This is a genomic window from Deinococcus sp. QL22 (assembly GCF_023370075.1).
Classification (GTDB): domain Bacteria; phylum Deinococcota; class Deinococci; order Deinococcales; family Deinococcaceae; genus Deinococcus.
Window position 1 is genome coordinate 191,611 of sequence record NZ_CP097153.1, and the last position, 13,878, is coordinate 205,488.

Genomic DNA, 13,878 nt, shown 5'->3' on the forward strand with positions numbered 1-13,878 from the left:
GAACAGGCGTCCTAGCATGTACTGTACAGGGGTGATCTACATGCTCACTACGGCCAGCCACCTGTGTTTGGAAGACTTCCTGGCAGCGCGTGGAGCAGCGTTTGCGCCGCACCTGGTACCTCTGCCGTATGCCACTGCGTTCAGGCTCCACAAGCTGCCGCAAGGCACCTATATTTTTGCCGACCTAGAACGGCTGTCCGGGCCCGAGTTGAGCCAAGCCGGGTGGTTGTGGGATCAGTTGGCCCGGCGCGGCGATGGAGTGCAGCTGCTGAACCATCCCACACAGGTCAAACAGCGGTTCGAGTTGCTGCGCACCTTACATACTCAGGGCCTGAATGATTTTGACGTGTACCGCCTGGACGAGCAGCGTGTGCCCGCCCGTTTTCCGGTGTTTGTGCGGAGCGAACAGGAGCATAACGCGGTGGCGTCCGGCCTTCTGCCCGATGCCCCGGCTCTGGCAGACTTTTTGCAGCGCAGGCGGAGCGCGGGTCACAACGTCTGCGGCAGTATCATCACCGAGTTTTGCGGCGAACCGGACGAACGCGGCCTGTACCGGCGATACGCGGCGTTCAAGGTAGGGCAGCGAATCATCCCCACCGATATTTTCTTTGGACACGGCTGGGAGGTGCGCGGCATGGCCCGGACTTTCGTGGTCGATGAAGACACGCTGGCCGCCGAAACTGCTTTTTTACACGGCAATCCCCACGAGGCCGAGTTGCGTGAGGTCTTTGCTACCGCACGGATCGACTATGGCCGGGTCGATTACGGCGTGGTAGGCGGGCGCATTCAGGTCTACGAGATCAATACCAATCCTTATGTTGCCGCCAGTCCATTGGGAGGCGAGCGGCGAGCGGCCCTCTACGAACACTTCTGCCGTCATTTTTTGGACGCCCTCACGTCCCTGAATAATCAGCACAGCACGCTGCTGTTGTCCATCAAACCGCAGCCCGCAGAAAAACGCGCCGATGTGCGCAAGTGGATCAAGCAGACCCTGTATAACGCCCTGTGGAACAGCGGCCCCAGCCACAGCTACGCGCAGCGCCTGCGCCACATCCGGCAACTGATGGTGCGGGCCAGGCAAGTCATGCCCAGCATGCAAAAACGCTTAGTGCGGCGTGCAGAACCCAAGACAGTTCTTGAGAAGATGCCTTGAACTGCGGCCTATCCATACCTATCTGCACGGCCCCCAAGACTCAAGCGAAACGTAAGGATGTCATACCACCGTGCACCCGTGCTTGCTAGGGTATGAGGGTGTGTTTGACATCAGAGCGTTTAGCATTCGACCTGTCTTGTGAACAACAGTGCAGTACCCGTACGGTGTGGATTCGGTGCCGATGAACAGTTGGGCCATAGAACAGGCCGAACTGGAGGCCCGGGTCTTGGCCCGCACCCGGGAGCTGGAAGAACGCAGCGCCGCCCTCGACGCGTTTGTGGCCTTTACCGAAGCGGTAGGCACGGAAACCGATGTGCTGGTGCTGGCGCGTCAGGCCATAGATGTGGTGCGGGCGGCGCTGAGCGGTGTCAGCGTTGCCTATTTTGAACGCAGCGGCCCCTTGTGGAAGGCCCGCGCCTGGTCGAGCGACGTGACGCCTGAGGTTATTGCCGGCCTCCTCGCAGGTATTCCGGTGGACGGCCCCACATCTGCCGAGGCACTCGCGACCCGTGCGCCCGTCTTTACGAATGGCTGGAATGCTGCGCTAGAAGGCGTCGAGCACGCGCAATCTTACGGAGCCGCCGTCTTCTTTCCGTATTTTTTGAGAGATCAGCCCTACAGTTTGCTGACCGCAGGGACGCAGCAGGCCCACACGTGGACGGATCAGGAGCAGGCTGTCATTCGGGCCGTGGGCCGGGGGCTGGGGCTGGCGCTGGAGCGGGCGGCACAGGCCAGTCAACTAGAGCAGCAGAACGCTGAACTCGACGCCCGCAGCCGTGCGTTAGAGGGCTTTGCCCACCTGACCCGCGACCTGAGCATCGAAACAGACCCCTATACCCTGATCAAGCGCGGACAGGAGGTCGTGATGTCGCTGCTGCCAGACGGTTACGCACTGTATTACGAGCGGAAAGACGGTCTGTGGCGCAACCGGGTACAAACCGGACACTTGGGCAACGACGGACTGCAGGCCATCATCGACGCTGGATTTGCCTACACGGTTCCGCAAAGTCTGGTGGTGCCCTGGGTCACGGGGCAGCCCTTTTACCAAGACCAGTACGCGCAGGGCAGCGATACTCCGGCAGAGTTGGTGCAGCACGTCAGTACAGCAGCCAGTTTGCCCGTCTATGTCAATGGTTCGGCCACCGGCATCGTTTGTTTCGTGCTGTTCGGGCAGCGCACCTGGACAGCGACAGACCGCGTGGTAATGGAAACAGTAGTGCATCATCTGGGGCTGGCGCTGGAGCGGGCCGGGGTGGTAGCCCAACTGGAGCACCGCACCGAGGAGCTGGCCCGCGAGCGCACCTTTTTACGCGCCGTGCTGGGCAGCCTCAGCGAGGGCATCGTGGCCTGCGACCCACAAGGACACCTGACGCTGTTCAACGACGCCACGCGCACATTTCACGGCATGGACGCCTCTCCGCTGCCGCCGGGAGAGTGGGCCGAACATTACGACCTCTACGAAGGCGACGGCGTGACGCCCCTGCCCATGCCCCGGGTGCCCCTTTTCCGCGCCCTGAACGGTGAGCGGGTGCAGGGCGCAGAGATGGTGATTCGGCCCAGAGGTCAGGCCGCCCGCCGGATCATTGCCAACGGGCAGGCGATTTTTAGCGAACAGGGCAGCCCACTGGGGGCAGTGATCGCCATGCATGACGTGACCGGGCGCAAAGAAGCCGAGGAGAAGGTGCTACAGGCCAACGAGGAACTGCGCCGCAGCAACGCGGAACTCGAACAGTTCGCCTACATCGCCTCGCACGATCTTCAGGCCCCGATTCGCGCCGTGACCAGTTTCGCGGGCATCATCGCCCGGCGGTACGGCGGCGTGCTGGACGAACGCGGCCAGCTGTACCTGCGCCAGATCGTAGACAGCGGCGAACACATGAAACGGCTGGTGGATGATCTTTTGACCTTTTCACGCATTCATACCGAACAGCGCGAGCAGCTGCCTGTCGACAGTCAGGCGGTGTTCGAGGAAGTGGCGCAGAGACTCCAACCGGAGAGCGGAGCGGAGGTACAGGCTGAGGGATTGCCCACCGTCCAAGCTGACCGCCAGCAACTCGATCAACTGCTGCAAAATCTGATGTCAAACGGTCTGAAATACCACCGGGAGGGTGTGATGCCCCACGTCCGGGTATCTGCTGAGCGCGACGGCCCGCAGTGGCGCTTTGCCGTAACCGACAACGGCATCGGGATCGAACCGCAGTATTTCGAGCGTATTTTTGAAATTTTTCAGCGGCTACATGGGCGCGAAACCTATGACGGCACCGGCATCGGGCTGGCGGTCTGCAAAAAAATCGTGGAGCGGCACGGCGGACAGCTGTGGCTGGAGAGCGTGTTGGGAGAGGGAACAAGCTTCTTTTTCACCCTGCCAGCGGCAGATACCAGGGCAGAAATCAAAAGCGAATAACCACCGCTCTTATCCGTGTGTGCCGTTCTTTGGTTCCCTGATTGCCACTCTGAATTACATAATTCAAACAGAGTGGTCAGTTCTGGCTCTGTCAACCGCCTTCAGCACAGCCCCGCTTCTGACCGCCTTCAGCAACTCATCCAACTCTGGTTTGAAATAGCGGTCTGCGTCCAGCGTGGCGACATCCTGACGAATTCGGGCGTAAGCGGCTCCGACACCTACACCGGGAGCGAGCGGCCTGAACTTCATGGCCTGCATGTCGAGCGCCTGCGCCCCGCACAAGAGTTCGATGCTGATCACCGTAAAAGAGTTGTCCAGCACGTCGCGCAGCTTGCGGCAGGCGTGCGCCCCCATACTCACGTGATCTTCCTGATTGGCACTGGTCGGAATGCTGTCCACGCTGGCGGGGTGGCTGAGCACCTTGTTTTCACTGACCAAGGCGGCGGCGGTGTACTGCGCGATCATCAGGCCGCTGCTGAGGCCCGGCTGCGGGGTCAGAAATCCGGGCAGGCCCGACAGCGCCGGGTTCAGCAGTTGCTCGCAGCGGCGCTCAGAGATGGAGGCGAGTTCGGCTACCGCCACCGTGAGCGCGTCGGCGGTGAGGGCCAGCGGTTGCCCGTGAAAATTACCGCCGCTGATGACTTCATCTGATTCAGGAAGCACCAGCGGATTATCGGTGACGGAAGCAAATTCGACGGCCAGCACACGCTCGGCATGATGCAGTACGTCTTGCGTGGCCCCGTGGACTTGCGGCACGGCACGAAGACTATAGGCGTCCTGCACGCGCCCGCAGTCGGCGTGAGAGGGGGCGATCAGGCTGCCGTGGAGATGCTGCCGCAGTTCGGCGGCCACTTCCAGCGCACCGGGATGGGGCCGCAGCCGCACCACATCGTCGCGGAAGGGCTGGTGGCTGCCGCGCATGGCTTCGATGGTCATGGCGGCGGCGAGGTTGGCAGTTCTTAGCAGGGTTTGGGTGTCCAGCACGTTCAGGGCCAGCAGACTGCCCATCAGTTGCGTGCCGTTGATCAGCGCGAGGCCCTCTTTGGCCTGCAAGGTCAGCGGCGACAGATTCAGTTCGGCCAGCACGTCGGCGGCAGGCCGAACCTGTCCGGCAAAGTCCAGTTCTCCATGTCCGATCAGCGCCAACGCCAGGTGCGCCAGCGGCGCGAGGTCGCCCGACGCGCCCACCGATCCCTGAGCCGGAATGACCGGATGCGCCCCCGCATTCAGCAGCGCCAGCAACAGATCGACGACCTCTTCGCGCACGCCCGAATGCCCCAGCGCCAGCGATTGCGCCCGGAGCAGCAGCATCCCGCGCACCACTTCACCTGGCAGCGGCGGACCCATGCCGATGGCGTGAGACACGATCAGGTTGTGCTGAAGTTGCTCCAGTTGATCCCGGTCTATGCCGATGGTGGCAAATTTACCAAAGCCGGTATTAATGCCGTAGACCGCTTCGGTGCCGTCCACGATGCGCTCGATGACGGCGCGGGCGCGGCGGATGCGGGTCAGGGCGGCGGGAGCCAACGTCACTTGTTCGCGGCCACGCACCACGCGCTCAAAGTCGGATAAAGTCAGGGTGGAATCCAAAATCATAGTGCTTGCTCCTGTGTCTGCCTGTGCAGGTTCATCTGGCCTTGCTCCCGGCCAGCCACGAAGACCGACTGAACCGGATTCGCGCCCAGCGTGTAGGCGAGGTCGCGCCAATCGCCGGAGTGCAAGGCGAGGAAATCGGCCCGCATGCCGGGAACGAGTGCCCCCCGATCCGTCAGACCCAGTGCAGCAGCGGCATTGACGGTGGCGGCGGTCAGGGCCTCGGCGGGCGTCAGGCGGTTCAGGCGCACGCCCAGCGCGAGGGCCAGTTGTGCGCTGTACAGCGGCGAACTGCCGGGATTGAGGTCGGTGCCGATGGCGACGCACGCGCCCGCGTCGATGAGTTGGCGGGCAGGGGCGGCGGGCAGACCCAGGTGGAGGGTGACGCCGGGAAGGATGGTGGCGACAGTATGACTTCGGCCCAGTGCGGCAATCTGCGCTTCCCCGCTGGCTTCCAGATGATCGACGCTCAGCGCCCCGAGTTCACAAGCCAGTTCCGTGCCGCCGAGAGCGTGGAATTGGTCGGCGTGCAGTTTGATGTTCAGGCCATACAAACGCGCCGCCGCGAAGAATTGGCGGGTTTCGTCTCCCGTAAACGCTTCCTGCTCGCAGAACACGTCTACGGCAGTCGCTAGCTTTGCGTTCGCTACGCGGGGGATCAAGCTCTGGCACACGTCCTGCACGTACTCGGCGCGGCCTTCTGCGGGCGGCACATGCAGCAGCAGCGTCGGCAACAGCGTGGCCGCCGTGTGCGTTTGCAGTAACCGCACCGCTTCCAACATCCGAATCTCAGCGTCGAAGTCCAGCCCGTAGCCACTCTTGATTTCGATGGTGGCCGCACCAGAGCGGACTAAAGCCTGTATCCGGGGGGCAGCCAGCGCCACGAGATCAGACAAGCTCGCATCAGCAGTGGCCCTCATGGTGGCGCGAATGCCGCCGCCCTGCGCGAGAATCGTTTCATAGGGAACGCCCTGTACACGGGCCTCGAAGTCGCTGAGACGGTCTCCAGCCCAGACGGCGTGGGTGTGCGGATCAGTCAGGGCGGGCGTGACCGCCACACCGCCGAGATCGTGAAATTGATCGGTTGGGGGCGCGTCCTTTTCTGAACCTACCCAAGCGATCAGACCATCCTCCACCAGCATCGCCGCCCCTGAAATCAGCGTGAGGTCACGCATGGCCGCGCCGCGCTGGGGGCCAGCTCCGGGCGTCACCAGTTGCGAGATTCCGGTAAACAGGGTGCGCTCTCCCCTATTCCCGGACATTGGATACCTCCGCACCGAACACCTCGGCCAGCGTTTCCATGATCAGGCGGGAGGCCAATAGTTCGCTGCGTCCGGTGGGATCGAGGTTCGGAGCCAGTTCGACCACATCCAGCCCTATCACCCGGTGACGCCGCACGACTTCGCGGATCAGGCGCATGGCTAAGGCATACGAAAACCCGTCCGGTTCGGGGCTGCTGGTTCCGGGTAACACGGCAGGGTCGAAGGCGTCTACGTCGATGCTCAGGTAAACCGGGCAGCGGGCGGGTAGGGCGGCGAGAGTGTCCTGAAGCTGCGCTTCCACGACCTCCATCGGCACCAGCGTATGCCCCCGCGCACGGGCCGCCGCCACTGCTTCGGCGTCAAATCTCAGCCCGCGCAGGCCCAGCGTCGTGATATGCACCAGATTGGGCAGGTCTTCACAGGCACGGCGAAACGGGCTGGAGTTGCTGTAGCGCGTGTCGTTGCGGGTATCCGTGAAGTCCAGATGGGCGTCCAGTTGAATGACATGCAGGTCGGGAATGTCATGGAAGGCCCGCAGCAATGGATAAGTGACGCTGTGATCTCCGCCCAAAAAGACAGGCAGGCGGCACCGTTCTTTGATCTGACGCGCCGCGGCCGTGATGCGCTCGCGGGCCAGTTCAGGTTCGAGGCTGGGCAGCACCACGTCGCCTCCGTCCACCATCAGCGGGTCTGGATAGTGAGCGGGGTCAAGGCGTACCCGTCCGTCCAGGCCCGCGAACGGAGGCACGTAGCGCAGGCTGGCTTCCCGCAGGGCACGTGGGGCAAAGCGTGCGCCGGGGCGGAAGCCGAGAGCGATGTCGTAGGGAATGCCCAGCACGGCAGCAAAAGCTCGCCAATGTCCATCTGGCCGCACGATGGGAGCGCGGGCGAAGGAGGCGATGCCGCCGTAGGGGAGGTGGGTGGGTGAGGTCATCGGCAAAACCTTTCTTCTTCTGTAGGCGCTTTGGGCAGAGGAAACGTGCCAGCAGGCTGAAGGTACGGTACAAGGAGACGCTGGACGGTCACGGCAGCCTCATCAAAGGACAGGGGCGAGACACAGGCGAAAAGACCTGTGGTGTCTAGAGCGCCGATGCTGTCCAGCACGCGAGTTCGCAGCTTGCCGTTGGTGTTCCAGAGGCGCAGGGTATTCACGCCGCCGCCGAGGAGATACTGGCCGTTTGGCGTCCAGTTCAGGGTATTCACGTCGCTCTCGGGCAGGGCCAAAATCTGCCCACCGGGTTTAACAAGGTACACCACCGTCACGTTGTCCTTGGCGAAGACCGCATCTTTGAGGAACATCACGGCCACGAACCGCCCATCGGCGGAAGCGGCTTTGCGTTCAAACTGCCAGGTGATCCAGCCGCTATCCGGGTGGGGAGTGGAGGCGGGGGCGGTCACTTCGACTTTTGTGCCACTCCGTAGCGTCACGGTGTAGGTCTGGGGCGCAGGTGGCGAATCGCCTTGTGCCCCAGCAAAGGTCGTCAAGGTCAGAGCGCCGAGCAGCATGTGGAAAGCGTTGGTTATCTGCATGATCTTTCCCCTACTTGTCCTCAATCCCCAAGCTCGGCAAATCCAGCCCCCGCTCCCGTGCCACACTCCGCGCCAGTTCGTAGCCCGCGTCGGCATGGCGAATCACGCCCATCGCAGGGTCGTTGGTCAGACAGCGCGAGAGGCGCCACGCGGCTTCCTCGGAACCGTCGGCCACTGCCACCAGGCCGGAATGCTGACTGTAGCCCATGCCCACGCCGCCGCCGTGATGGAAACTCATCCAGCCTGCGCCCGACGCGACTCCGGTGGCAAAGTTCAGCAGCGGCCAGTCGGACACGGCGTCGGAGCCGTCCAGCATGGCTTCGGTTTCGCGGTACGGGCTGGCGACACTTCCGGCATCGAGGTGGTCGCGGCCAATGACAATGGGCGCACTGAGCCTTCCATCGGCCACCATTTCGTTGAACAATTTGGCGGCGAGGTCGCGCTCGCGGTAGCCCAGCCAGCAGATGCGGGCGGGCAGGCCCTGAAAAGCGATCTGGTCGGCGGCGTAGGTGAGCCACGCTTGCAGGCGGGCGTCGTTGGGGAACAGTTCTAAGAGTGCTTTGTCGGTGGCGTAAATGTCGCTTGCCTCGCCACTGAGGGCCACCCAGCGGAACGGGCCACGCCCCTCGCAGAAGCTGTCACGGATAAAAGCGGGCACGAACCCGGGATACGAGAAGGCGTCATCCACGCCACCGATGCGGGCCTGTTCGCGCAGATTGTTGCCGTAATCGAAGGCCACCGCGCCGCGCCGTTGCAGTTCCAGAATGGCCCGAACATGCTCGGCCATCGCTGCACGCGCCCGGCACAAATACTCGTCGGGCTGGCTGCGGCGCAGTTCGTTCACGTCCTCGTCGGCCTCGGCTCTGGGCAGGTAGCCCCACATCGGGTCGTGGGCACTGGTCTGGTCGGTGATCAGATCGGGGGTGAAGTTGCGGCGCACCAGTTCCGGCACGAGGTCGGCGGCGTTGCCCAGCAGGCCGATGCTCAGCGCCCGGCCTTCCGCTTTGGCCGCCTCTGCCAGCGCCAGAGCGTCATCGAGGTTGGCCGCCACCGTATCCAGATACCTGGTGTCAAGCCGTTTTTGAATGCGGCTGCCGTCTATGTCGATGCAAATGCACACGCCGCCCGCCAGCTTGACCGCGAGGGGTTGCGCTCCGCCCATGCCGCCCAGACCAGCGGTAACCGTGATTGTTCCTTTGAGAGTCCCGCCGAAATGCTTGGTCGCCGCGCCCGCAAAGGTTTCGTAGGTGCCCTGCAAAATGCCCTGAGTGCCGATGTAAATCCACGATCCGGCCGTCATCTGGCCGTACATCATCAGCCCGGCCTGATCCAGTTTGTCGAAGGTTTCCCAGTTGGCCCAGTGCGGCACGAGGTTGGAATTGGCGATCAGCACGCGGGGCGCGAGGGTATGCGTGTTCAGCACGGCCACCGGCTTGCCCGACTGCACCAGCAGCGTCTGGTCGTTTTCCAGCCTGTCCAGCACCTCCACAATTTTGTGAAAGCTGGGCCAGTCCCGCGCCGCCTTGCCGCGCCCGCCGTACACGATCAGGTCTTCGGGATGCTCGGCCACCTCCGGGTCGAGGTTATTCATCAGCATGCGCTTGGCCGCCTCCTGAATCCAGCCTTTGGCGGTGCGGGCGGGGCCACGCGGGGCGCGGATGACGGGGGCCGGGGTGCTGATACCAGGTGCAGATTCGGCGGTCATGCCTTTAGTGTTCGGCCTGAGCAGGTTGCCACTCAAGGGGCGCGTCCAACCATATTGCGCGGTAACATGACCCTATGTCGCCGTCGCTGGATAAAGCCGCCACCGTGCTGCGGGCCTTCACGGTCAACGAGCCGGAATGGGGGTCGCGCCCGCTGGCCGTTCGATTGGGCTGGCCGCGCTCCACAGCGCAGTTTTACCTGTCGGGGCTGGCAGGGGCCGGGTTCTTGCGGCGCATTCCGGGCGGGCGCTACCGCCTGAGTTGGCAGTTGGCCGAATTTGGCGCGCTGCTGACCGACGCGCTGCCCTGGTTTTCCCGCGCCCGCAGCGCCCTGGCCGACCTGGCGCAGGCCACGCGGGGGCTGGGCTTCCTGTGTGTGCTGGAAGAAGGCCGGGTGGTCTGCATTCACCGCGCCCTCGGTGATCCCGACGCCCACCACACCGCTGTACAGACTGATGTGACGCTGCCCGCCAACGCCACGGCTGCCGGGAAAATCCTGTATGCGTATGGTCGTCCGGCGCTGCCCAGCTTCGAACTTTTTACCCCCAGCACCATCACCACGCCTGACGAATGGGCGGGCGAACTGGAGCGTGTGCGGGCCGACGCCTGCGCCCACTCGATAGAAGAATGGATTGCGGGCCACTGCGCGGTGGGCGTGCCGCTCTGGTGGGAAGGCGAAGTGGTCGCGGCCTTTGGGGTGCAGTTGCCGTCCAGCCGCTATCTGGCGCGGGAACGGCAGGTAGTGGCCCGCGTGCGGCAGGCGGCGCAACCCTGGGCTGTTCCAGGATGAGGCTGTTGATCTGAGTCAGGCCAATCCGTTTACAAACTGCTCCAGATAGGTCTTGATTCTGTCGTTAGATACTTCTGACCAGTCAATCCACAGCCTGCGCCTAAATTTCTAACATGAGGCCCAACCCCGTGCGCCTTGAGCCAGTTGGAGGGTAGCCGTAGTTCTGACCCATTTCTGATCTCAGCTGTACCTTATCCTGCACTCGGCTGCACCTGTTCGAATGCCCCTCAGCAGTACCCCTGAGGAGGGCAGCATGTTCTACTACGACAACAAATTACAGTACACCGTCCGCGTCGATACTCCTGATCCCCGGTTTGCCCGCCTGCTTCAGCAGGCCATCGGCGGAGTGGAGGGCGAAATCCGTGTGTGCCTTCAGTACCTCTTTCAGGCGTTCGGCGCACGCGGCCCGGCCAAGTACCGCAACATGCTGATGTCCACCGGCACCGAAGAAATCGGCCACATCGAGATGCTGGCCACCGCAGTTGCACTGAATCTGGAGGGTGCGCCCAGCAGCCTTAAAGAGTCGGTGGCGAAGGCCAATCCGGTAGTAGAAGCCCTGATGGGCGGCATGGATCCCCGGCAATACCTCTCGGCGGGCATGGCGGCGCTGGCCTCGGATGCCAACGGCGTGCCGTTCAATGGCTCGCACGTGTACGCCAGTGGCAACCTCGCCGCCGATATGTACGCCAATGTGACCGCCGAAGCCACCGGACGCGCCCTGGCCTGCCGCCTGTTCGAACTGACCGACGACCCCGGCATGAAGGACATGCTGCGCTTCCTGATTGCGCGGGATACCATGCACCAGCAGCAATGGCTGGCCGTGATCGAGGAACTTGGCGGGCATCAGGGCACCTTGCCGATTCCCAACAGCTTCCCGCGAAGCGAAGAGATTCAGGATGTCAGTTACGACTATTTTTTCCACGGCATTGAGGGCGTGGAGGTGCCCGAAGGCCGCTATACGCACGGGCCTTCGCTGGACGGCAACGGCGAATTCCGCATCCGGGCCTCCAAGCCGATGGGTCAGGAGCCGCAGCTGGCCCCGCCCATGCCGCAGGCCTACGCCGAAACCCAGCAGATGATGGGCGCGGGCGACATGACCAGCGCGAAGAACAAGTCCAGCACGGACTGAAGATGAACGCCTGAATGTCAGAACGCCACCAAGATCAGACCGATTTCGGTGGCGTTCTGCGGTCTACATAAGCGGTGGTGACAACTTCAGTCTGCTGCCACTGCCTCACCTCGCACCACTTCCGGCACGCCCATAAACAGGTTGTTGATGGATTCGCTGAGGGTCGGGTGGGCCAAAGTCGCGTTACGGAGCGTGGTCGCCGTCAGGCCGCCCATCATCGCCAGTTGCAGGGCGCTCATGATCTCGCCGCCTTCCGGCCCCAGCACGGTCACGCCCAACACCTGGTCTGTTTGGTCGTCTACCACGGCCCGCATCAGCCCGGCGGTGGCTCCGGTTTCTATGGCGCGGGCCACCGAGGTCATCGGCAGGGTGTAAATCCGGGTCGGGCGATCCAGCCCTTGCGCCTGCTGACGGTCTAAGCCGACGCGGCCCAGTTGCGGGTCAGTAAACAGCGTGTAGGGCACGAGCCGCCCGCTGACCCGCCGCTGCTGGCCGTGCAGCACGGCGTCGCGCACCATTCGGAAGTCGTCGTAGGAGATGTGGGTAAAGGCGGGGCCGCCCTTGATGTCTCCGAGGGCATATACGCCTTCTGCGGCCTGCAAATAATCGTCTACCACGATAAATCCTTGCTTGTCGAGCGCCGCGCCGGTGGCCTGCACGTTCAGGGTTTCGGTGTTGGGAATCCGGCCCACCGCCACCAGCAGGTGCGAGCCGGAGAGGGTCTGTTCTCCATCCTGACCAGTAAGATGCAGGGCCACTTCTCCCCCGTTGCGTTCGGCGCGGGCCAGGTGTGCGCCCAGCACGAAACTGACGCCTTCCCCTTCCAGCACTTGCCGCAGAGCCGCCGCCACGTCCTCGTCTTCGCGGGGCAGCAGGCGCGGGCCCGTGTCGATCACCGTGACCCGGCTGCCGAGGCGGGCGAACAGTTGGGCAAATTCAAGACTGATGTAGCCACCGCCCAAGATCAGCAGGTGGCTGGGCAGGTCGCGCAGCTGCAGGATGTCGCGGGAGGTCATGACTCCCACTTCGGCCAATCCGGGCACTTCGGGCAGGCGGGGTCTGGCTCCGGCATTGATAAACACCGAGTCGGCGCGGAGGTGCTGGGTGCCGCCACTGTTCAGGGCCACCTCCACTTCCCGCACGCCAGTAAATCGGGCGCTGCCGTAGATCAGCTTCACGCCTGCCCGCACGATTCCAGCTTCGCTGCCGTCCCGGAAGCTGTCCACGATGCCCTGCACGCGGTCTACGATCTGGCCCAGATCCACACGCACGCCCCCAGTATGTATCCCCAACGCCGCTGAGTGGCGGGCCACATGCGCGGCGTGGGCACTGGCGATCATGGTTTTGGTGGGCGTGCAGCCCTCGTTGACGCAGGTGCCGCCCGCATGTTCACGCTCCACCAGCGTCACCGACCACCCGGCGCCGGCCAGTGCGCCTGCCAGCGGGCCGCCTGCCTGCCCCGCCCCGATCACCAACGCCTCAGGCATGGGCGGTCACGCGGCAGGCGCAAGAGGGTCGAGAGGTGCGGGCGGCAGGTATTGATGGGGTCATGGAACATCCTTTGGAACCAAGAAGGGGAAAATACCGGGCGGGATAAGCATAGTCATTTCAGCCCGGTTGCTCAGGCGATTGCCCATCTTTACATCAAGGTACGCAACGGCAGGGCACAAGGTTCAGATGTGCGCGAAATCCGCCTCACCCCACGCGCCTGCCAGCCCGTGAATCCTTGCCTCAGATTTGCCCAAGGTGACCCGGCAGGCTCCCCCGTAAGCTCAGCCTATGCAACACTCTTTCCGATCTGGAGCCGTGCTGGCCGCCCTCGTTACGGCTTCTGTGGCAAGTGCCGAATACGTGAATGCCGCCGAAAAATTTGCGGTGACTGCCCCCAAAGGCTGGCAGCAAGTCAGTGTGCCGGGCGTGGTCGTGGCGTTTGTCGCGCCCGGTACCACAGGCAACTTTTCGGTGAATGCCAACGTCCTCGTCGAAAAATTGCCCGCTGGCATCACTGTTTCGCAGTACGCGCAGGCGGGGCAAGCCACCCTGAAGCGTTTGATTACCGATTACAAACTGGTGTCTTCACGCAATGTAACGCTGGGCGGCGTGGCCGGACGCGAGCAGGTTTTTAGCGGCAGACAAGGCGAATTTAGCCTGTACTTTGTGCAGACCTTTGCGCTGTCGGGCGGCAAGGCGTATGTGCTGACAGGCACCACGCAACTGAAAGACAAGGCCGGCCTGACCCCCGTGATGGCCGCGTTCGTCAAGAGTTTTAAATTTAAGCGCTGAGTTGGGAGTGAAAAAGGCGGGCCTCAACATT

At 63.2% G+C, this 13,878-nt stretch carries 11 protein-coding genes; 5 read left to right on the forward strand and 6 right to left on the reverse strand.

From position 1 onward, the window contains the following. The first annotated feature begins 40 nt into the window (after window positions 1-40). On the forward strand, window positions 41-1,153 hold the full coding sequence (locus tag M1R55_RS25605; protein WP_249396120.1) for a hypothetical protein: 1,113 nt from the start codon (window positions 41-43) through the stop codon (window positions 1,151-1,153). 166 nt (window positions 1,154-1,319) lie between these two features. Then, entirely contained in the window at window positions 1,320-3,557 is a 2,238-nt protein-coding gene (locus tag M1R55_RS25610; protein ID WP_249396121.1) for an ATP-binding protein, read from the forward strand. Window positions 3,558-3,620: 63 nt separating this feature from the next. On the opposite strand, the gene hutH is transcribed toward M1R55_RS25610, so the two are convergent. From hutH to hutU, 5 genes are read right to left on the reverse strand one after another with little or no spacing between them, the layout of a single operon-like run. Beyond that, window positions 3,621-5,153: a histidine ammonia-lyase gene (gene hutH, locus M1R55_RS25615; RefSeq protein ID WP_249396122.1), complete on the reverse strand. Its 1,533-nt coding sequence runs from the start codon at window positions 5,151-5,153 to the stop codon at window positions 3,621-3,623. Continuing rightward, on the reverse strand, window positions 5,150-6,412 hold the full coding sequence (hutI, locus tag M1R55_RS25620; protein ID WP_249396123.1) for an imidazolonepropionase: 1,263 nt from the start codon (window positions 6,410-6,412) through the stop codon (window positions 5,150-5,152). The genes hutH and hutI overlap by 4 nt, the downstream gene beginning before the upstream one ends. Beyond that, on the reverse strand, window positions 6,399-7,346 hold the full coding sequence (locus M1R55_RS25625; protein ID WP_249396124.1) for an arginase family protein: 948 nt from the start codon (window positions 7,344-7,346) through the stop codon (window positions 6,399-6,401). Before M1R55_RS25625 ends, hutI begins: the two co-directional genes overlap by 14 nt. Continuing rightward, entirely contained in the window at window positions 7,343-7,942 is a 600-nt protein-coding gene (locus M1R55_RS25630; protein ID WP_249395815.1) for a hypothetical protein, read from the reverse strand. The genes M1R55_RS25625 and M1R55_RS25630 overlap by 4 nt, the downstream gene beginning before the upstream one ends. A 10-nt stretch (window positions 7,943-7,952) precedes the next feature. Further along, window positions 7,953-9,647: a urocanate hydratase gene (hutU, locus tag M1R55_RS25635; RefSeq protein ID WP_249395816.1), complete on the reverse strand. Its 1,695-nt coding sequence runs from the start codon at window positions 9,645-9,647 to the stop codon at window positions 7,953-7,955. Between the two features lie 74 nt (window positions 9,648-9,721). Here hutU and M1R55_RS25640 point away from each other — a divergent pair, with 74 nt between their 5' ends. Together M1R55_RS25640 and M1R55_RS25645 are read left to right on the forward strand one after the other, a co-directional pair. Beyond that, the gene (locus M1R55_RS25640; protein WP_249395817.1) at window positions 9,722-10,435 is read left to right on the forward strand and encodes an IclR family transcriptional regulator; all 714 of its coding nucleotides are present in this window, start codon (window positions 9,722-9,724) and stop codon (window positions 10,433-10,435) included. Between the two features lie 253 nt (window positions 10,436-10,688). After that, on the forward strand, window positions 10,689-11,564 hold the full coding sequence (locus M1R55_RS25645) for a manganese catalase family protein (protein WP_249395818.1): 876 nt from the start codon (window positions 10,689-10,691) through the stop codon (window positions 11,562-11,564). Between the two features lie 86 nt (window positions 11,565-11,650). Here M1R55_RS25645 and M1R55_RS25650 read toward each other — a convergent pair whose 3' ends face one another. After that, entirely contained in the window at window positions 11,651-13,051 is a 1,401-nt protein-coding gene (locus M1R55_RS25650) for a mercuric reductase (protein WP_249395819.1), read from the reverse strand. A 292-nt stretch (window positions 13,052-13,343) separates the two neighbouring features. Here M1R55_RS25650 and M1R55_RS25655 point away from each other — a divergent pair, with 292 nt between their 5' ends. Next, the gene (locus M1R55_RS25655; RefSeq protein ID WP_249395820.1) at window positions 13,344-13,847 is read left to right on the forward strand and encodes a DcrB-related protein; all 504 of its coding nucleotides are present in this window, start codon (window positions 13,344-13,346) and stop codon (window positions 13,845-13,847) included. Window positions 13,848-13,878 lie beyond the last annotated feature (31 nt).